We start from the raw sequence: 21140 nt of genomic DNA on the forward strand, positions 1-21140 counted from the left end.
CTTTTTTGTTTCTTGGCTATCTTGCTGATTACTTAGGATTTACAGCTTTCTCATTAATCAAAACATAAAAAAACAGCCTTAAATTAGGTATAAGGCTGTCATTTATTGTAATATGATCTTATAATTAGTTAATAATTAACTTTTTAGTTTCCAAATTATTAATGCTTGAAACTTTTACAATATAAATCCCTGTAGATAAATTTGACACATTAATACGATTTGACGTGTTTGTTAGATCTAAATCTTGACGCATCACCAATCCTCCTTGAATATCGTATATATGAGCTTCTGTTTTGTTTGTTAATAAACCTTGGATTACGATCTCTTTTGGTATTGCATTTGTATAAATCTGTAAGTCATTCAATTCATTTTTAATGGTAGATAATGCATCAGATGAAAAACGCAGATAAAAACGGCCTACTCCATTTAATTCTGAAACTGGCATAAATGTGTAATCATTTGTATTAAGTAAAGTCAAGGTGTTTTCTACAGTATCATCTAAATACACATAAGTATTAGACGGTAATGAAGATAAATCATCTATAGAAATAGTTAATGCTTCATTTGGCTGTGCTTTTATACCTAAAGGAACGATTATAGAATTAAAATCGTCATAAGGCAAAGATTGTATAGCCATATCTAAGCCTAAATTATCTTCCACAAGATTTGAATATATTGAATAATCAGCAGCACTACCTAAATAAGAACCAGCATCGTAACCGATATCCAAACCTCTTGTTGTACCCTCAATAAAATATATTTGTGTTGAAGCATTATTAGTGGTACTAATTAAATTCAATTTACATAACGCGACATTGGTTGTGCTATTTCTACCTGCGATAAAATCATCAGAAGTACCTGTAGTTCTCATCCCTGTTGTAAAATCAACTAAACCACCACCCGATTTTGCTTTTACAAAAAAGGCCTGACCTGGTGCAATTAATTCAGTTACAGTTCCGTCTGCAATAGTTGCTAAATTCCAAACCGTCCAACCATTAGAAGCGTTACCATCATAACCATAAATGGCTTGGTATGCACTTCCAGAATCAAATTCATTGGCATTAGTAGTAAAAAAAGTATCGAAATCTAAATATGATGGATAAGGATTTCCAATTAAATTCCATGCAAAACCTGCAGCTGCATCAGAAATTGGAATATCTAGTACATCATCGGTTCTAACTGTACCAGTAAACATTAGTGTACTACCATCTGTTGTTGCTGCTCTATAACCAATTCCTGAATCTATAGTGGTTAAAGCATTAGTAATTAAATCATAATTTTGATATGCTCCTGCGGCAGTATTATAAGGAGCAAAAGCTCTTATTGTAATTGCAGAAGCAGCCAAGTTTGCATTTAAAGCAGCAAAGGCTGTAAACTGTTGTCCTGAAACAGGAGCAGAAATTAAGTCATTGGTTCCTATTTGCGAGGTATACCTATTATAATTTACAACTCCGGTGATTGTTCCATCAGATATTAAACTTGAAAAAAGTTGTGAAGTTGAATTCAAATCAATAGTGGTTGTAGTTAGCGTAACACCAGAATCTATTGTTAAAGCTGCACCAGGATTTACGGTTATAGTATTACAATCCGTACTAGCTGAAATATTTGCAGTACCAGCATCAATTATAATGGTATCGGCTGATGTTGAAGCACCAACTGGGCTATTAGGTAACCAACCGTTATTATAAGTATATGTAGTTGCACCACCAGGCATAACGTAAATAGTGTAGTCTTCAGACTGACCGTAGACTAATGAATTGTAGCAAGCATCAGAAATTGCACTTACACCTCCGTACACACTATCCAAATCATTAATAATTCTGATTCTTACATAATTATCATAAGGAATAATTGTTGGGTAATCCAAAACAATGGGTGTTATGCTGTTTTCTAAAATCCCTCCACTTACTAGATATTGTTGTTCCGAATCATCATCGAAATCACCATCATTATTCCAATCAATCCAAACTCCTAGTTGATTAAGATTAGGCCCTACTTCAACATTTAAAGTATTAGATATAGATGTATCAATTTCATAGGTGTTTGAGCAACCTGCAATGCCATCAATATTACCACCATCATTACCATTAGTAGAAGAAGCATTTGAAATGCCGCTCAATTCAACACTCATTATGCCGGCATAATTATTAGCATCAGCAGTATTAGTGCTGCATACTGACATTGGAGCTACAAAATTTGTGTCAATTGGTACTGATCCAATAGAACTAACAATTGTGGTACCTTCCATAGACACTCTAGCTCTAGTTTTCTGATCATTAGTTAATCTATCTGAACAATAATAATAGCTCATTATATTATTAACGGTATTATTATCTACCCAAGGACTACCTGTACAATCGTTTGTTGAAGGACAAGTACTTGTTTCTCTTTTATGGGGTACTGTATCTGCACAGCCATCACTATCAGTTCCAACTGTTTCATCTAACGGGCAAGTGTTACCTGTGCCATCACCTTGAAACGTGTGAAATAGGTTAAAAAAATGACCTACCTCATGGACTACAGTACTGTTATCACCATTAGAATTAAGTCCCCAACCATTGGTATTACCTGGGTCGTAACCAAAAACAGTAGACATCATTACAGAGCCATGATTGAGGGCATTGTCGTTGTAAAAATATGCGTACCCTTGAAAGCCATATCCTCCATTATTTCCATCTAATTCAGTTACAATCCAGATGTTGAAATAATCATTTTTTGGCCAACTACTTAATGCTACAATATCTTCATAACTTGCTCCATTAGTATTATTAACATTTACACCATAATTGGAATAACCTGGAAGAGTTGAGGCATCCATTCTGTTTATACCAGTTGTTGCATTACAAATAGGATCTCTTTTAGCAAGCGTAAACTCTATTTCAAAATCTACAGGACTCGTTGGTATTTGTCCTCTATAATAATCATTAAGATTATCTATACTACTTTGAATTTGTGCATCAGAGATATTTGTTCCTGTCCCAACTGATTCCCCTAAATGCAATACATGAACCACCACTGGTATTGTTAAAACAGTACCTGCTGTTGCCCTAGCTGAAAAATTAGAGTTTAATGTTGCATTCTTAATTTTTTGCTCTGCAAGTCTTTCTAATTCAATAAAGTTAGGGTCTTCTAATTGTTTTTGTCTTTTGTAGTCAAAACCACATTGGTTTTGAGCGCTAGTTATTGTAAAGCATATACAAGCTAAAAACAATAAAAACGTATGTTTTACAGATTTCATAAGGTCGGTTTTGAGGCGTTAAGTTGGTCAAAATACATATTTTTACCGATTAACACCAAATATTATGATATACAATCTGTATTTCGCTATTCATATAATTTTCAAATTCTAATGATGGAAGACTATAATTTATTTAATAAAGCATAACCGAATTAACTAAAAAAGGTCTTTTGATTTCTCAAAAGACCTTTTATTTAAACTATAAATATTATTTCCTAATTACTGATTTCCTAAAATAATAGGCAATCCGCTATCTCCAGAACCGATTATAATCGTTTTACTGTTTGGTGATTCAGATAATTTAACTGTCGCCTCAATACCTTTATCTTGTAAAATCTTATCTGTTAAAGATGCACTTAGAATTCTATTTGATTCAGCTTTACCCTTTGCTTCAATAATTACTTTTTCAGCCTCTTTTCTAGCACTTTCAAGTCTAAATTCATATTCTAACGACTCTTGCTCTTGCTTTAATTTACGCTCTATGGCTTCTTTAATAGTAGAAGGTAAAGTAACATCTCTAATTAAAATATCATTTAATTGAATAAACTGTGGCTCTACAATTTTTTTGGTCTCTTCAAAAATCTCTTCTTGTATAGCATCTCTTTTACTAGAGTATAATTGTTCTGGTGTATATCTACCAACAACACTTCTTGCTGCACTTCTTATAGCTGGCTGAAGTACACGACTTAAATAATCTTCACCTTTTTGGTTATGTAATTTTCCTAAACTTTTTACATCTGGTTGATACAAAATAGAAGCATCAAGTTTAATATCTAAACCATTAGATGATAATACTGCCATTTTTTCTGCAACTTCTTGTTGGCGTGTTTCATAATCAATTACTCTATTCCATGGTGCTATGACATGAAAACCAGGACCCAATGGCGCTTTGTCTGGATCTACACCTCCACTAAGTGTTTCGTATAAAACACCTGCATGACCTGAATCTAAGGTGACTGCAGATTTTGCTAAAATTATAATTAATAGTACTACTCCGATTAATATCGGTAATCCAATCTTAGGTAATTTCTCCATTTCTTTATTTTTAAATTAATCCGTTATATTTTCTAATAAACCACTCAACAAATAGACTTAAAACTATTAAACCAAGTAGATATTTCCAATCTATCAAAGGTACGATATTTTTAGTGCTTCTTTGTATGGTTTTATAACGGTTATCATTGAGTAAATTGTTAATTAATAACTCAGATTCTGATGCAAAATAAAGTTCTCCGTTACTGTTATCTGCTAATGTCTTAAGTTTAGAAATATCAGCATTTAAGAATTGCTGTTCTACGTTATATTCTAAAACTTGGAAGCTACCAGAAATAGCAACAGATTCAGAATTATGCTTTACGGTAAAATCATATAAACCAGCTTTAATACCACTTAAATCTACAGTGTAATTGCCATTATTAAGTAATAGCGGAACTTCTTTTATTGTTTTGTTTTCTTTGTTTTTTAGTACAATACTTAATGATGCCGAATTGTCAAATTCAAAATTTTTATTGAAATACTGAGCTGTAATAATTACATCATCATTGCCATTATAGAAAGATTTGTAATCTACATTAATGCGGTTTCGCTTTTTATTAGAGCTTAGATATTGAACTAATTTTCCCATAAAACTATCAAAATCCATAAAACTTTCAGTATCTAAATAGCTTTGTGCTCGCCATCTCCAAATGCCTTCACCTAACAAAAGTGCATGTTTCATATTATCAACCTCGTACGTGGCTAACATAGCATCACCAGTATTAATTCCATTTACAGTTTTATATAAGATAATATCAGATGGAGCTGAAGATTTAAAACCGCCAAATTCTGATTGCAATGGTGGATAATTACTAAAATCTAGATTATCAATAATGAAAGTGTTGTAATTTTTATTTAATTCTGGCTGAAAGTTTTCTGTTTGATTAGTTATGGTCCAAAGTAAATTTAGATTGGTATTATATAACAACTCATAATCTGTTGTTGTACCAGCAATAATAAAAGTGTTTATTTTTTGATCTTTAATTTCTTTTAATATTAAATTAAAGCTATTGTTTGGTTGATACAATATAACTAATTGAAAATCATTAATTTTATTTAATAGTTCCTTAGATTTTAAAATTGAAACGCTTCGCTGCTCATTGCTTTCAATAGACTTTTTTAATGCGCCTAAGTCTGGATGCATACGATCATAAACCAAAGCTATATTTGTTTTTTGATCTATAACTTCTACACCAAAATTCTTGATATTGTTAACGGTATTCTTTTCGTTTTCTAAAGGGACCAATTCAACACGATAGGTTTTTACTCCTACACTATTCGCCATTATAGCCATTGAAATAATTTCTGAAGTTTTAGAAGCACTAAACTGCAGTGTTTTTTTGAATACCACAGTATTACCAGACCATATTTTAAGTTCAGTGTTTATAGTGGCTTTACCACTATAATTAGCAATAATTTCTACAGGAAATTTATTCTTTAGATACACATAACGATTTACATTCAATTGTTTAATACTTAAATCTGAATGTAATGTTGAATCTCCTAAAACCAGAGGATAAATTGGTTGTTTGATGCCATTTGCTATATAACTATAATCTGATCCGTAGGTTTGATTTCCATCTGTTAAAACAACAATTGGTGCAGTTTGGTTAGCATATACTTCTCCAAATTGTTTTAATGCCAATGTTAAATTAGATTGACGCTCATTAAAATTTAAACTATCTAATGTTCCAACCGATTTACCAAAACTATAAGCTTTAATATCAAAACGTTCATTGATTTCAGCATTGCTTTCTAAAGCATTTAGCACTTCCCTAGCCTTCTCATCTTGTTTTAAATACAAAATAGATTCAGAATTGTCTACAGCAACAACTAACGTTGGCTTTTCATCAAAATAAGTAAAGGATTCAAATTTTGGATTTATTAGTAAAAGTAATATGCCAAAAATAGAAATTGCTCGCAATGTTGTGAGCACGTATTTTAGGTTACTTTTTAATTTCGATTTATATAAATACTGAAACAGCGCTAATGAAAGCGCTGTTATTCCAGCTAAAATAATATATAACAGAGTTTCAGAACTCATTAAAATTTAATATAAATATTAGATTATTGACTTTACTGCCATAATCAATTTAGGTTAACATTCCACCATCAACATTTAGTGTTTGCCCTGTAACATAAGCACTTAAGTCACTTGCTAAAAATACACAAGCGTTTGCAATATCTTCTGGTGTACCACCTCTTTTCAAAGGAATAGCACTTCTCCAACCTTTTACAGTTTCTTCATCTAATTTTGCTGTCATTTCAGTTTCAATAAAACCTGGTGCAATGACATTGCTTCTAATATTACGAGAACCTAATTCTAATGCCACTGATTTAGAAAAACCTATTATTCCGGCTTTAGATGCTGCGTAGTTAGTTTGTCCTGCGTTTCCTTTAACACCAACGACAGAGCTCATATTAATGATTGAGCCTTTACGTTGTTTTAACATAGTTCGCTGTACGGCTTTAGTCATGTTAAAAACAGATTTAAGATTCACTTCAATAACTTTATCAAAATCCTCTTCTCCCATTCTCATTAAGAGGTTATCTTTTGTGATACCTGCATTGTTTACTAAAATATCTATGGCTCCAAAATCAGCTAGAACATCTTCAGCTAGCTTTTGAGATTCATTAAAATCTGCAGCGTTACTTTGGTAACCTTTAGCTTTTATTCCTTTAGAATTTAATTCTTTTTCTAGTTCATTAGCCGCCTCAACCGATGAGCTATAAGTAAATGCAACATTTGCTCCATGGTCTGCAAATACTTCTGCAATTCCCTTTCCTATACCTCTACTTGCGCCTGTGATTATGGCTGTTTTTCCTTCTAAAAGTTTCATAATTTAATATGTTTGGTTAGTTTATTTACAAGTTAGTGTTCATCTTGTGGTTTACCTAAAAAGCGATTCCGATTCCATTTTTAACTTTCAAATCATTAAAAATCACCAGACCTACATTTTAAGAGTCTTTGAACAGTTTCAAATATACCAATTACTATGAGTATGAAATAAAAAAAACCTCATATTTTAACATAAATATGAGGTTTAATCTATTAAGTAATTGAAGTGCTATTGCTTTAACTCTTCAGGTTGATTATAATTAAAAAGATAATCTATATCTAATTCTTTAATGGCTCCTAACTTGCTTAAAGCTTCAAAATCCATATCTTTCTTATTTCCAATAACCATAACATTATACTTTTCACCTTTTATATTAGTGTTAAAAAATGATTTAAGGTCTTCCATGGTCATGTTATTAATGGCATCATAAATTTCTTTACGGTTGTCATTATCAATACCACGTTTTTTTAATCCTTCATAAGTCCAAAAAATATTTGATTTTGTAATACGTTCTGAAGCAATTTTCTTTAAAGTCGCTTCTTTAGCTTGATTGAATTGATCTTCTGCTTGTGGCATATTAGTCATTAATTCCATCATAGCACTAACCGCTTGTTCTAACTTATTAGCTTGTGTACCAACATAAGCCATCGTATAATTTGGTTGACCTGCTTCTCTTGCATTATTATAGCTTGAAAAAGCAGAATAAGCTAAAGATTTAGATTCTCTAATTTCTTGAAAAACTATTGAAGATAATCCACTTCCAAAATAAGTATTAAACAATTGTGACGCTGCCATTTTTTCTGGATTGAATTCTTCTCCTTTTGCTAATAATAAGATTTCACTTTGTACCATATCGTAATCTACAAAGTAAACATTACCTCCTGTTTCTAAGTTTGTGTATTCAACTTTTTCAGGATAGTCTAATAAAGTTTCAGGAATGTTATGGTGCTTATTAAGTGCTACTTTTGCTTCATCAACAGCATTTCCGTAATAGAAAACGCGTTGTTTATATGCACGCATCTCTTTGATCTTGTTTACTAATTCCGTAGGACTAATGGCTTTTAATTGTACCTCTGAGTAAATATTTCTCAATCTAGAATTTTCACCATATTGTCCATAATTCATTAATCCATTCCAGAAAATATTACCTTTTTGAGTTTTACCATCTTCTCTTTCTTTTAAAATACTTTCAACGTATTTATCGTAAGTTTCTTGATTTGGCTCAGCATTATTCCATAAATGTTCTAAAAGTGTTAAACCAGCATCTAGGTTTTCTTTTAATCCAGAAATACCAATGTATGTTTTATCATTTGATGATGATACATTGTAGTTAATTCCTATTTTATAAAATTCTTGTTTTAATTGCTCTGGTGTGTATTTTTCAGTTCCTAAATAATCTAAATAACCCGCAGCAAGAGATACCATTCTGTCGTTATCTTGTCCCATATCAAAAATGATATTCAAATTAAAGATATCATTGTTAGGGTTCTCTACATAAGATACTTTTAGCCCATTATCTGTGCTAGTTTCCTTTATAGCCGTTTTGTAATCAACAAATTGTGGTTTTAAATCTGGTGAAGTCATTTCATTTAAAGACTTTAAAAACCCAGATTCTTTACCTCTATTTAATTCAATTGGAGTAATTCCTGGATTCTCAACTTTTACAATTGATTTGTCTTCTCCTTTAAGTTTATGCACCTCTACATAGTTGTTACCATAAAAAGAATTAGCAAAGTCAACAACTTCTTGCTTAGTGATTTTTTTCATTTCATCAAGCATTTTTAAACGATTGTTCCATTCTTGCTCGCCAATAAAAGCATCTAAATAAGCGTAAGCTGTTGCAGATCCATTTTCGTATTGTCTAATTTGAGATAAACGCATATCATTAATAACAGCATCTAATAACCAATCTTCAAATTCACCTTTTTTAATTTTGTCTATTTGTGCTAATAAAAGATCTCTTACTTCATCTAAAGATTGATTTGCTTTTGGCGAACCGTAAAGTAAATGAAAACCATAATCGTTATCAAAATTTGTAAACGATGATGCATTTTGAACCAATTGTTTTTGGTTAAGATTTAAATCAATTAATCCAGCTTGAGAATTTGCAAGCATATAATCTACTAAATTTAACATCACTTCTTGGTCAGAACCTTTTCCTTTACCTCTAAAAGCAACATAAATAGATTCTGAAGTTGGTCCTAAAACTTCTTTTTTAACTGGTGTTGTTATTGGTTCTAATTCTGGAAAAGTTGGATGAGTCACCTCTTTTTTCTCATAACTACCAAAAGCATCATTTACTTTTTTAATAGTAGCATCGAAATCTAAATCACCAACCATTATTACGGCCATATTATTAGGTACATAATACTTATCAAAATAAGCATTAATAGCTTCCATAGATGGATTTTTTAAATGCTCAGATATACCAATTGTAGATTGCGTTCCGTAAGGGTGTGTTGGAAATAATCCTTCAAGTGTAGCAAAATACTGCTTACGACCATCACTATCTTGTCCTCTATTAAATTCCTCATAAACGGCTTCTAATTCAGTATGAAATAAACGTAACACCAATTTGCTAAAACGTTCGCTTTCTATTTTTAACCACTTATCTACTTCATTAGATGGGATTTTGTTAACATAAACGGTTTGTTCATTAGATGTAAAAGCATTTGTACCTTCAGCACCTAGTGAACTTAGCATTTTATCATACTCATTAGCTATCGATAATTTAGAAGCTTCTAAAGAAATCTCATCTATTTTTTTATAAATAGCCTTTTTCTTTTCTGGATCTTGTTCTTTTTTATGTTCTTCATATAAATCTGAAATATGCTGAATGAGTTTAGACTCTTCTTCATAATTTGTAGTACCAATTTTATCGGTTCCTTTAAAAACCATATGCTCTAGGTAATGAGCCAAACCTGTGTTATCTGCAGGATCATAAGTAGAACCCGCTCTAACAGCTATAAGTGTTTGTATTTTTGGTTCTTCATCATTTTTGCCTAAATAGACTTTAAGACCATTGTCTAAGGTGTAAAGGCGTAAACCTGTTGGGTCATTTGCTACAGTTTCGTAATTAAAACCATTTGCATCTTGATTTGTTTCAATGGCATAAGCCATTTTTTTGTCATTGTTTTCAGTCTTACAACCAAAAACCACTGCAATCATAAAAAGCAGTAATAGTGTTTTGATGTTCTTCATTTTTTGATTTAGTTGATTTAATTGATAAGTTTAATGCATAAAAAAATCCATTAGCTAAATATAGCTAATGGATTAATAACGTATGTTATTTGATTATATTTTAACAGAAATTTAGCCTAAAACCTCTTTGACTTTCTTTCCTATTTCAGCAGGAGAATCTACAACGTGGATTCCACATGCTCTCATAATTTTCTTTTTGGCTTGAGCAGTATCATCACTTCCACCTACAATAGCACCAGCATGTCCCATTGTACGACCTGCAGGAGCAGTTTCACCAGCGATAAAACCAATAACTGGTTTTTTACTTCCACTTTCTTTATACCAATGTGCAGCATCTGCTTCTAATTGACCACCAATTTCACCAATCATAACCACAGCTTCTGTTTCTGGGTCATTAATTAATAATTCTACAGCTTCTTTAGTCGTTGTTCCAATAATTGGATCACCACCAATACCAATTGCTGTTGTAATACCTAAACCTTGTTTTACGACTTGGTCAGCAGCTTCGTATGTTAATGTACCTGATTTAGAAACGATACCAACAGTACCTTTTTTGAATACAAAACCTGGCATAATACCAACTTTAGCTTCACCAGGAGTTATAACACCAGGACAGTTAGGACCAATTAAACGACAGTCTTTATTTTTAATATAATTTGAAGCTTTAATCATATCTGCAACTGGAATACCTTCTGTAATTGTAATAATTACTTTGATACCAGCATCTGCAGCTTCCATAATAGCATCAGCAGCAAAAGCAGGTGGAACAAAAATAATGGTTGTATCAGCGCCTACTTTCTCAACAGCTTCAGAAACTGTATTAAATACGGGCTTATTTAAATGTGTTTGACCACCTTTACCAGGAGTTACTCCTCCTACAACATTAGTACCATATTCAATCATTTGCTCAGCGTGAAAAGTACCTTCACTACCTGTAAAACCTTGAACTATAATATTAGAATTCTTATTAACTAAAACGCTCATTTGATATTGTTGATTTTAAGTTTTATAATTTTGTTGCACAAAAATAAGAGATTTAAAAAACAAAAGCGACCTCTTTTATATTTTTCTTTCTGCGTAAGATGCCAGACTTTCAAAATCGTTTTCATCTGCTGGCAAGCTGATTTCAAAACCACGATATAATTTGCCATCTTTAACTTCCCATATGGCAGAAAAATGGGCTAAAATCACTTCTGATTCTGGATTTTCAATGGTTTTACCAAATAAGGTATGTCTTGTAGTTACGAATTCATTGGATTCTATTAAATGCGTAAACTCAAAACGCAGACTGTTATAAGATTGACGTGTACCTTTAAAAAAATCTTTAATTTCTTTATAATTAAGCAAAACAAATCCTTGACTACTTGTCCAATGTAATTCACAATCTTTATGAAAAAACTCAGAAACAACATTAGCATCATTAGCCATGTCTGATTCATAAAATGCTTTTACAACTTCTTTTGCTGACATTACAAGTTTTTTAATTTTTGAAGTATTTCAGGTATTTTTTTAGCGTAGGCTCTTTCTTTGAAAAACGCTCTTGCTTCAATCGCTGGTGAACCAAAATATGTTTTGCCTTCCTCTGTTGTTTGTCCTAATCCAGACTGTGCATATATTACTGTGCCTTTTGCTATTGTAATTCCACTTTTAACACCAACCTGACCCCAAAGTGTGACATTGTCTTCAACTACAACACAACCAGCAATCGCAGTATGTGATGCAATTAGACATTTTTTACCCAAAACAGTATCATGACCAATTTGAATGTGATTATCTAATTTAGAACCTTCACCAATAGTAGTGTCTCCTGTAACTCCCCTGTCAATGGTGCAAAGAGCACCAATATCTACATGGTCTTTAATAATAACACGACCACCAGATTTTAATTGGTCATAACCTTCAGGTCGGTTTTTGTAATAAAACGCACTTGCGCCTAATACACTACCAGAATGAATAGTTACATGATCACCTATTATAGCATCATCATAAATACTAACATTGGCATGAATGATACAATTTTCACCTATAGAAACATTATTACCAATAAAACAATTTGGTTGTATTATTGTACCTTCTCCAATAAGAGCATCGCTTGCAATAGCAGAACTCGCCGACTTAAATGGCTTAAAATGTGAAGTGAGTTTATTAAAATCCCTAAATGGATCATCTGAAATCAATAGTGCTTTACCTTCAGGGCATTCTACATTCTTATTAATAAGAACAATAGTTGCTGCTGATTCTAATGCTTTATCGTAATATTTAGGATGATCTACAAAAACAATATCACCTGGTTCTACCACATGAATTTCATTAATACCTAGAATTTCAAAATCGTCAGATCCTTTAAATTCACAATCTATTAATGTTGCAATTTGCTTTAAAGTGTGTGGCTTAGGAAATTTCATGTTATTGTTTTAAGTTGACAGTTTTCAGTCTATAGTAAGCAACGCCAACTTAAGACTAGCACTTATTTATTCTTTAACTCGTTCTTTATAAGTCCCCTTATCTGTTTCAACTTTAATTTTATCACCTTCATTTATAAATAAAGGTACATTAACTTCTGCTCCTGACTCCACAGTCGCTGGTTTAGTAGCGTTAGTTGCTGTATTTCCTTTTATTCCTGGTTCTGTAGCTGTAACTTCTAATATAACAGAAGCTGGTAAATCTACTGAAAGTGGCATGTTATCTTCAGTGTTAATTTGAATAGTCACTACCTCTCCTTCTTTCATTAAATCTGTTCTATCTATAGCAGATTCTAACAATCTTATTTGCGTATAATCTGCTTCATTCATAAAATGATAAAATTCACCATCATTATATAAATATTGAAATTTGTGTGTTTCCACACGTACATCTTCTATTTTGTGACCAGCAGAAAACGTATTATCTAAAACCTTACCACTTGTAACACTTTTCATTTTTGTTCTAACAAAAGCTGGACCTTTGCCTGGTTTTACATGAAGAAATTCTATGATTTTATAAATGTCGTTATTGTACCTTATACATAATCCGTTTCTAATATCTGAAGTACTTGCCATAAGTTATATTGTTGTTTTGTTATTTAGTTATTGTTTGCTGAGTTTTTATCCTTCAGCTTATTTTAATGTCTCGAAATCAATTCGATTTGAAATAGCCTTTCATAATTCCTCGATGCGAATTCTTAATGAATTGAAGAATCTCATCACGCTCTGGAGTGGCTTCCATTTCAGCTTCAATTAAATCTGAAGCCTGAGTATTGTTATAATTTTTTTGATATAACATTCTGTAAATGTTCTGAATCTCTCTAATTTTTTCTGTACTATAACCTCTTCGCCTTAATCCTACTGAATTAATTCCTACATAAGATAAAGGTTCTCTACCTGCTTTTACAAAAGGTGGTACATCTTTACGTACTAAAGATCCTCCGGTTACAAAAGCGTGATTTCCAATTGCACAGAACTGATGTACAGCTGTCATACCAGCTAATATTACGTAGTCACCTACAGTAATATGACCAGCAAGTGTACTGTTATTAGAAAAAATACAATTATTTCCCACTATACAATCGTGTGCAATATGACAGTAAGCCATAATAAGACAATTGTCTCCAACAACAGTTTTCATTCTGTCCGTTGTACCTCTATTAATGGTAACACACTCACGAATGGTAACATTATCACCAATTTCTACAGTGGTATCTTCATCATTGTATTTTAAATCTTGTGGTACAGCTGAAATTACTGCACCTGGAAAAATATTACAATTTTTTCCAATGCGAGCACCTTCCATAATAGTAACATTACTTCCAATCCAAGTGCCTTCTCCAATCTTTACATTATTATGAATAGTTGTGAAAGGTTCTATTACTACATTCTTTGCAATTTTTGCACCAGGATGTACGTATGCTAACGGTTGGTTCATTATTCTTGTTTTTATTTTGATAAAGTATAAAATGAATACTTTACTATTTTATAAATAGCTTGAAGTCTATTCAAATATATTACTTAACTTTTGATATTTGTGCCATTAATTCAGCTTCTGCACATAATTTACCATTTGTATAGGCATAACCTTGCATGTGGCATATACCTCTTCTTATTGGTGTAATTAAAGAACATTTAAATATTAATGTATCTCCAGGAACTACTTTTTGTTTGAACTTTACTTTATCCATTTTCATGAAAAACGTTAAGTAATTTTCAGGATCTGGTACAGTACTCAATACCAAAATACCACCTGTTTGTGCCATAGCTTCAACTATTAAAACACCAGGCATTACTGGTGCTCCTGGAAAATGACCTTTAAAGAATTCTTCATTCATGGTCACATTCTTCATACCAATAACATGGTTATCAGTCAGTTCATAAACCTTATCTATTAATAAGAAAGGTTGTCTATGTGGCAACATGTCCATTATTTGATTCACATCCATTAATGGTTCTGAATTCAAATCGATTTGAGGAACATTATTGCGTCTTTCATTCTTAATTAATTTAGACATTTTTTTTGCGAATTGGGTATTCACAAAATGTCCAGGTTTATTAGCAATAACTTTACCTCTAATACGAGTGCCTATCAATGCTAAATCACCAATAACATCTAATAATTTATGTCTTGCAGCTTCATTAGGATAGTGTAACGTAAGGTTATCCAAAATACCATTAGGTTTTACTGCTATATTTTCTTTATTAAATGCAACCCTTAATTTCTCCATTGTTTTAGGAGACAATTCTTTATCTACATAAACAATTGCATTATTTAAGTCTCCACCTTTAATTAAACCGTGTTCAAGTAACATTTCAATTTCATGAAGAAAACTAAAGGTTCTAGCTCCTGAGATATCCGTTTTAAAATCTGAAATAGAATTTAACGTAGCATTTTGTGTCCCTAAAACTTTAGTACCAAAATCTACCATTGTAGTAACTTGGTATGAGCTTGATGGCATTAAGATTATCTCACTTCCTGTTTCTTCATCTGCATAAGATACCACTTGGGTTACTTCATATTCTTCTCTAAAAGCCTCTTGTTCTATAATACCTGCTTTTTCAATGGCTTCTACAAAGAATTTAGATGATCCATCCATAATTGGTGGCTCAGATGCATCTAATTCTATGATTGCATTATCAATATCTAAACCAACTAATGCTGCTAAAACATGCTCGCAAGTTTGAATGGTAACTCCATTCTTCTCCATACATGTACCTCGTTGTGTACTAGTAACGTAATTTGCATCGGCTTCAATTTTAGGACAGCCTTCTAAATCTTTACGTTGAAAAACAAATCCAGAATTCTCGGCGCCTGGTTTAAAAACTAATTTAACATCTGCACCAGTATGAAGTCCTACGCCTGTTAGTGTAACTTCCTTTTCAATGGTTTTTTGTTTGATTTCTGTTTTAATTATTGCCATCTACTTTTTTTTCTAATTCGTTAATAGTTTTTGCAAGCTTAGGTAAATTTTTAAAATAAACATAAGATTTATTCCAATCAGAATATCCAAAAGAAGGTGAGCCTTGCAAGACTTCATTATCTTTAACATTTCGTCCTATTCCGGATTGGGCTTGTACTTTTACATTATTTCCAATGACTAAATGACCAGCAATACCTACTTGTCCTCCAATTTGGCAATGTTCACCAATTTTTGTTGAACCAGCTACTCCTGTTTGCGCAGCAATCACCGTATTTTTACCGATTTCTACATTGTGAGCTATTTGTATTTGATTATCTAGTTTAACACCAGATCTTATAACAGTAGAACCCATTGTTGCGCGATCGATGGTTGTGCCTGCACCAATATCTACATAATCTTCTAAAATAACATTTCCTATTTGAGGGATTTTAGAATAACCACCATCTTTGGTCGGTGCGAAACCAAAACCATCTGCTCCAATAATAACCCCTGAGTTTATTACGCAATTTTTACCAATTATACAATCTGAGTAAATTTTTCCTCCAGGGAAAATAGTTGTATTATCTCCTATTTGTACGTTATCGCCAATGTAAGCGCTTGGATAAACCTTAACGTTTTCGCCAATTTGTACATTATTACCAATGTAGGCAAAGGCGCCAACATATATATTCTCTGGTAATTTAGTGGTTTCTGCAATAAAAGACGGTTGTTCAATTCCAGATTTATTAGACTTTATACGATCGTAATATTCTAGCAATTTAGAAAAACCTTCATAAGCATCTTCTACTTTAATGAGTGTTGTTAAAATTGGTTTTTCAGGTTCGAAATTATCATTAACTATCGTTATGGATGCCTCAGTTGTGTATATATAAGGTGTATACTTTAGATTAGATAAAAAAGTTAATGAACCGTGAGTTCCCTCTTCAATTTTAGAGAGCTTAGAAACTTCAACGTTAGGATCACCAACAACTGTTCCGTCTAAAATACCTGCTATTTGTTCTGCTGTAAATTTCAATAATTTTATTTTAAAGTCATGTTGCTTTCCGCAAAAATAGAAAAAAAGGATTACATTTTCTTTTTAGGATAGCACATATAATATTTAGTGATTGGTTTAATGAGTGCTTTTAGATTTAATTGATCTGATGCTTTAACGATATCTTTGATTTTTCCAGACTTAAATAAGATACTGATCTTCTGTGTTTTATTCTGATAAGCTTGGTTAATTAGTTCACCTTTAAACACAAAATAATCCGCTTCATGCTTAGTGATATTATGTTTTTTAATTAATGCATCTGAATGCATTTTTAAGTCTGAAGATTTTATAGGTTTATTCTTTAATTTTATCTTTAATAAATTTCTGTCTAAAATCATTTGACAAAGATTACTCAATACAAAATCATCATGGTTCTGCCAGTCTTTTAAGGCAGCAACGATATCATAATCATCTAATTTTGAAAAAACTGTTAATGTTTCGACATTAAAATTTTCAGCATTTATTTCTGAAAATAAAAAATAGAATAAGGCATCACTACAATTAAGCTTTACTCCTTGCTGAACTAATTCTTTTGCTCGTCTTAAAGTTCCCATAAGTAATTGCTCAGCAACCACACCTGTTTTATGCATATAAACTTGCCAATACATAAAACGTCTTGCAATTAAAAATTTCTCTACGCTTAAAATGCCTTTTTCTTCTACAACTAATTGGTCATCTATAACATTAAGCATTGTGATTAATCGCTCACTATTAATATTGCCCTCTGCCACTCCTGTATAAAAACTATCTCGTTTAAGATAATCGGCTCTATCCATATCTAATTGACTAGAAATAAGCTCGCACATAAATTGTCTAGGATACTCACCTTTAAAAATAGAGATGGCTAACGTTAAACTTCCGTTAAACTCTGTATTGAGTTCTTCCATAAAACGCAACGAAATTTCTTCGTGAGAAACATCATTTACAATACTGTGCTCCATAGCATGAGAAAACGGTCCATGACCAATATCATGCAAAAGAATGGCTACTAATAATCCATTTTCTTCATCATCAGAAATCATAACTCCCTTAAAACGAAGCACATTAATAGCTTTTTGCATTAAATGCATACAGCCTAAGGCATGATGAAAACGTGTGTGATGTGCACCTGGATAAACCAAATAGGATAATCCCATTTGACTAATACGACGTAATCTTTGAAAGTATTTATGCTGAATAATATCAAAAATTAAAGAATTCGGAATAGTAATAAATCCGTAAATTGGGTCGTTAAATATTTTAAGCTTATTGTTTGTAGGCAAAATATAAAATTTCAAAAATTAATAAACAAATATACCATAACATGATAAATATTCTTTGGGTTGACGATGAAATCGATTTATTAAAGCCACATATTATCTTTTTAGAACAAAAAGGATACACAGTTACTAAATGTCAAAGTGGTACTGAAGCTTTAGAAATTATCAATGATACAAATTTCGATATCGTCTTTTTAGATGAGAATATGCCAGGATTAACAGGTTTAGAAACTTTAAATGAAATTAAAGAACGACGTGCTAACTTACCTGTGGTAATGATTACAAAAAGTGAAGAGGAATATATTATGGAAGAAGCTATTGGTAATAAAATTGCTGATTATTTAATAAAACCCGTAAATCCAAATCAGATTTTATTGAGTTTAAAAAAGAATTTGGATCATTCGCGTTTAGTTTCTGAAAAAACAACTTCTAATTATCAACAAGAATTCAGAAAGATAGCTATGGATTTGTCTATGGTTAATTCTTATGAAGAATGGGTAGAATTATACCAGAAATTGATTTATTGGGAATTACAGCTTGAGGGTATTGAAGATGTAGGAATGACGGATATTTTAGAATCTCAAAAAACCGAAGCCAATATGCAATTTGGTAAGTTTATAGAGAAAAATTATGAAGACTGGTTTCAACCTAATACAGATGCTCCAGTAATGTCACATACATTGTTTAAAGATAAAGTTGTTCCAGAATTGAGTGATAAACAGCCAACAGTTTTAATCGTAATAGATAATTTACGTTACGATCAATGGAAAGCTTTTGAGCCTATTGTAAACAATTATTATAAAAAAGCTTCAGAATTGGCTTTTTATAGCATCTTACCTACTGCTACACAATATGCCAGAAATGCTATTTTCTCTGGATTAATGCCTGCTGATATGGAAAGTTTATTTCCTCAATATTGGAAAAATGATACAGATGAAGGAGGAAAAAATATGCATGAAGATGATTTTTTAAGAGAACAATTAAAACGTTTAGGCTTAGGGAATTTAAAACATGAATATCATAAAATCACGAATTTAAAAGCAGGTAAAAAACTCGTTGAAAACTTTAGGTCATTAAAAGATAACGACCTCAATGTTATTGTTTATAATTTTGTAGATATGCTCTCGCATTCTAAAACAGAAATGGAAGTCGTTAAAGAATTAGCTTCTAACGATAAGGCTTATCGCTCACTTACTGTTAGTTGGTTTAAGAATTCTCCTTTGTTAGAAATGATTCAATTATCTCAACAATTAGGTTTTAAATTAATCTTAACTACAGATCATGGTACTATAAATGTAAAAGCTCCGTCTAAAGTAATTGGAGATAGAGATACAAGTTTAAATTTACGTTATAAAACAGGTAGAAGTTTAACTTACCAAGACAAAGATGTATTAGCTGTTAAAAACCCTAAATCTATTCATTTACCGTCACTGACTATGAGTAGCTCATTTATTTTTGCAAAAGGAGATCTATTTTTAGCTTACCCAAATAACTTCAATCATTATGTGAGCTATTATAGAAATACGTATCAACATGGTGGTGTGTCCTTGGAGGAAATGATTATTCCTTTTGTGGTAATGGATCCTAAATAGTTTATAAAGACAAAGCTACCATTTAAATAATTCTGTTCTCAGAAACAGTAGTTATCTCTGTAATACTGTTTTAATAAGCGTTTTATAGGTTAGTTTATATTTAATTAGATATCTAAAATATCGTATAAGACAAAAATCAAAAACTCTTTTAAATGCAAAAATAACCGATGAAATACGTTATTTCCTAGGATATCTGAAATGTATTTCATATTATTGTAGCATTAATTTACTAAAACTAGAGTGAAAACTATAGAGTTTACATACCATTTAAAAGATATTGAAGCTACAGCCGCCAGTGTATTAGAACATTTAGTCTCTAAAACCATTCTGTTTAATGGCAGCATGGGTGCAGGTAAAACAACCTTCATTAACGCATTACTAAATGCCATGCAAAGTGATGATACAGCCACAAGCCCAACATTCTCTATTGTAAATGAGTATAATATACCAAATGATAAAGTGTATCATTTTGATTTTTATAGAATAGAATCTATTGATGAAGCTTACAACTTTGGAATAGAAGATTACCTGAACAACAACCATTGGTTATTTATGGAATGGCCAGAACGGATAGAAGACTTGATTCCCGAAAATCATCAAGCCATTACCATTACAGACCTAGAAGACAATAAAAGATCCCTCAAATTAACTATAAACACCAAACATTTAACCAAAAATACAGCCATGAAACTGTAAAATTTTGTAAAAAATTTTATTAATATTCCTACAAGATTATGATAGTATTGCGGAAAAACCGTAATAGAATCTTCTAAATTTATCGGATTTTAACTACTTCTTATTTGTAAGCATTTGATAATGACCTTACTTTTGATGTAATTAATTAATTAAATCCCTTAAATTATGAAAAACAAAAAAAATCTAGTACTAGCAATTGCTATCTTCGGAGGAATGTTATTTACTGTACAGGCTACTAACATTATTGACTTAGATGGACAAACTACAAACAAAATTGAAGTTAAGAAAAGAAAGCTTATCAAAAACGGCTAATAAAAGATTAAGTAGAAGCGCTATAGTTGGCTCTATAATTGCCACTATAATAGTATCTACTCCTCTTTTATATTCTTTACATGAAAGTGTTCCAACCGTTAAAGTGTGGAACACTTTTTTGTTTACCTATGAAAGTGGCGCTTGGGAAGAAGCACAATTTGCTATGTGGGTTTATACCAGTAAAATCATTCCCTTAATATTATTAATCATTTGGTTTTTCACATGCAAACACTGGTGGTATCACGCAATTTTAGTTCCTATTATAATGTTTGCGTTTCAAGCTGTTATTACTTGGAATGCAGAGGCAGGAAAAATTGATGAAGGAACATTTGTTGTATTACTTCCCATTTTGGTTGTTATTGTTCCATCAATCTATTTAATCAGAGCTAAAATGTTTAACAAAATTAATACTTCTGATAAAAGCCTTGAAGAACTTGAAGCAGAGTTTATGATTAAACCTAAAGGTGTTTGGGGAAGAATAAAGCAGTATTTTTAATATTCTATTCAAACATTTAATATTTATTAGTAAATTGAAGTTATATTAATAT

Annotated in this window: 16 protein-coding genes; 3 read left to right on the top strand and 13 right to left on the bottom strand. The window is 31.6% G+C overall.

Going from position 1 to position 21140, the window contains the following annotated elements:
• Nucleotides 1–124: 124 nt before the first annotated feature.
• From DFQ10_RS06640 to DFQ10_RS06700, 13 genes are all read right to left on the bottom strand, one after another.
• A complete protein-coding gene (locus DFQ10_RS06640; protein ID WP_115816624.1) occupies nt 125–3238 on the bottom strand; it encodes a zinc-dependent metalloprotease in 3114 nt (1037 codons plus the stop codon).
• Between the two features lie 219 nt (nt 3239–3457).
• Nucleotides 3458–4273 (bottom strand): prohibitin family protein, encoded by an 816-nt coding sequence (locus DFQ10_RS06645; RefSeq protein ID WP_115816625.1) that lies wholly within the window; start codon nt 4271–4273, stop codon nt 3458–3460.
• A gap of 10 nt (nt 4274–4283) precedes the next feature.
• Nucleotides 4284–6317: a VWA domain-containing protein gene (locus tag DFQ10_RS06650; RefSeq protein ID WP_115816626.1), complete on the bottom strand. Its 2034-nt coding sequence runs from the start codon at nt 6315–6317 to the stop codon at nt 4284–4286.
• A gap of 49 nt (nt 6318–6366) precedes the next feature.
• The gene (gene fabG / locus DFQ10_RS06655; protein ID WP_115816627.1) at nt 6367–7113 is read right to left on the bottom strand and encodes a 3-oxoacyl-[acyl-carrier-protein] reductase; all 747 of its coding nucleotides are present in this window, start codon (nt 7111–7113) and stop codon (nt 6367–6369) included.
• A 228-nt stretch (nt 7114–7341) separates the two neighbouring features.
• Nucleotides 7342–10314, bottom strand: a complete 2973-nt coding sequence (locus DFQ10_RS06660) for a M16 family metallopeptidase (RefSeq protein WP_115816628.1) — start codon at nt 10312–10314, stop codon at nt 7342–7344.
• Between the two features lie 111 nt (nt 10315–10425).
• Nucleotides 10426–11298 carry a succinate--CoA ligase subunit alpha gene (sucD, locus tag DFQ10_RS06665; RefSeq protein ID WP_115816629.1) on the bottom strand — a complete coding sequence of 291 codons (873 nt, stop codon included), beginning with the start codon at nt 11296–11298 and terminating at the stop codon, nt 10426–10428.
• Nucleotides 11299–11373: 75 nt separating this feature from the next.
• Nucleotides 11374–11784: a nuclear transport factor 2 family protein gene (locus tag DFQ10_RS06670; RefSeq protein ID WP_115816630.1), complete on the bottom strand. Its 411-nt coding sequence runs from the start codon at nt 11782–11784 to the stop codon at nt 11374–11376.
• Nucleotides 11784–12719 carry a UDP-3-O-(3-hydroxymyristoyl)glucosamine N-acyltransferase gene (locus DFQ10_RS06675; protein ID WP_115816631.1) on the bottom strand — a complete coding sequence of 312 codons (936 nt, stop codon included), beginning with the start codon at nt 12717–12719 and terminating at the stop codon, nt 11784–11786. The genes DFQ10_RS06670 and DFQ10_RS06675 overlap by 1 nt, the downstream gene beginning before the upstream one ends.
• Nucleotides 12720–12785: 66 nt before the next feature.
• Entirely contained in the window at nt 12786–13352 is a 567-nt protein-coding gene (gene efp, locus DFQ10_RS06680; RefSeq protein ID WP_115816632.1) for an elongation factor P, read from the bottom strand.
• 76 nt (nt 13353–13428) lie between these two features.
• Nucleotides 13429–14214, bottom strand: coding sequence for an acyl-ACP--UDP-N-acetylglucosamine O-acyltransferase (gene lpxA / locus DFQ10_RS06685; protein WP_115816633.1), 786 nt, complete (start codon nt 14212–14214; stop codon nt 13429–13431).
• A 79-nt stretch (nt 14215–14293) separates the two neighbouring features.
• Complete coding sequence (locus DFQ10_RS06690) at nt 14294–15700, bottom strand: bifunctional UDP-3-O-[3-hydroxymyristoyl] N-acetylglucosamine deacetylase/3-hydroxyacyl-ACP dehydratase (protein ID WP_115816634.1); 1407 nt, start codon at nt 15698–15700, stop codon at nt 14294–14296.
• On the bottom strand, nt 15687–16715 hold the full coding sequence (gene lpxD / locus DFQ10_RS06695; protein ID WP_115816635.1) for a UDP-3-O-(3-hydroxymyristoyl)glucosamine N-acyltransferase: 1029 nt from the start codon (nt 16713–16715) through the stop codon (nt 15687–15689). The genes DFQ10_RS06690 and lpxD overlap by 14 nt, the downstream gene beginning before the upstream one ends.
• 50 nt (nt 16716–16765) lie before the next feature.
• Entirely contained in the window at nt 16766–17995 is a 1230-nt protein-coding gene (locus DFQ10_RS06700) for an HD domain-containing protein (protein WP_115816636.1), read from the bottom strand.
• A 41-nt stretch (nt 17996–18036) separates the two neighbouring features.
• Between DFQ10_RS06700 and porX the strand changes: the two genes are divergently transcribed.
• The 3 genes from porX to DFQ10_RS06715 all read left to right on the top strand — a co-directional run bounded on the left by porX (nt 18037) and on the right by DFQ10_RS06715 (nt 21088).
• Nucleotides 18037–19584 (top strand): T9SS response regulator signal transducer PorX, encoded by a 1548-nt coding sequence (porX, locus tag DFQ10_RS06705; protein ID WP_115816637.1) that lies wholly within the window; start codon nt 18037–18039, stop codon nt 19582–19584.
• A 240-nt stretch (nt 19585–19824) separates the two neighbouring features.
• Nucleotides 19825–20280 (top strand): tRNA (adenosine(37)-N6)-threonylcarbamoyltransferase complex ATPase subunit type 1 TsaE, encoded by a 456-nt coding sequence (gene tsaE / locus DFQ10_RS06710; RefSeq protein WP_181897600.1) that lies wholly within the window; start codon nt 19825–19827, stop codon nt 20278–20280.
• 253 nt (nt 20281–20533) lie between these two features.
• Complete coding sequence (locus tag DFQ10_RS06715) at nt 20534–21088, top strand: hypothetical protein (RefSeq protein ID WP_245940639.1); 555 nt, start codon at nt 20534–20536, stop codon at nt 21086–21088.
• Nucleotides 21089–21140: the final 52 nt, after the last annotated feature.

The sequence above is a fragment of the Winogradskyella eximia genome (assembly GCF_003386165.1).
In the GTDB taxonomy this organism is placed as follows: domain Bacteria; phylum Bacteroidota; class Bacteroidia; order Flavobacteriales; family Flavobacteriaceae; genus Winogradskyella; species Winogradskyella eximia.

Bases quoted from the DNA above. Each gene is read 5' to 3' on its own strand.
- DFQ10_RS06640 (WP_115816624.1), bottom strand. From the start codon at position 3,238: ATGAAATCTGTAAAACATACGTTTTTATTGTTTTTAGCTTGTATATGC.
- DFQ10_RS06645 (WP_115816625.1), bottom strand. From the start codon at position 4,273: ATGGAGAAATTACCTAAGATTGGATTACCGATATTAATCGGAGTAGTA.
- DFQ10_RS06650 (WP_115816626.1), bottom strand. From the start codon at position 6,317: ATGAGTTCTGAAACTCTGTTATATATTATTTTAGCTGGAATAACAGCG.
- fabG (WP_115816627.1), bottom strand. From the start codon at position 7,113: ATGAAACTTTTAGAAGGAAAAACAGCCATAATCACAGGCGCAAGTAGA.
- DFQ10_RS06660 (WP_115816628.1), bottom strand. From the start codon at position 10,314: ATGAAGAACATCAAAACACTATTACTGCTTTTTATGATTGCAGTGGTT.
- sucD (WP_115816629.1), bottom strand. From the start codon at position 11,298: ATGAGCGTTTTAGTTAATAAGAATTCTAATATTATAGTTCAAGGTTTT.
- DFQ10_RS06670 (WP_115816630.1), bottom strand. From the start codon at position 11,784: ATGTCAGCAAAAGAAGTTGTAAAAGCATTTTATGAATCAGACATGGCT.
- DFQ10_RS06675 (WP_115816631.1), bottom strand. From the start codon at position 12,719: ATGAAATTTCCTAAGCCACACACTTTAAAGCAAATTGCAACATTAATA.
- efp (WP_115816632.1), bottom strand. From the start codon at position 13,352: ATGGCAAGTACTTCAGATATTAGAAACGGATTATGTATAAGGTACAAT.
- lpxA (WP_115816633.1), bottom strand. From the start codon at position 14,214: ATGAACCAACCGTTAGCATACGTACATCCTGGTGCAAAAATTGCAAAG.
- DFQ10_RS06690 (WP_115816634.1), bottom strand. From the start codon at position 15,700: ATGGCAATAATTAAAACAGAAATCAAACAAAAAACCATTGAAAAGGAA.
- porX (WP_115816637.1), top strand. From the start codon at position 18,037: ATGATAAATATTCTTTGGGTTGACGATGAAATCGATTTATTAAAGCCA.
- DFQ10_RS06715 (WP_245940639.1), top strand. From the start codon at position 20,534: ATGGACAAACTACAAACAAAATTGAAGTTAAGAAAAGAAAGCTTATCA.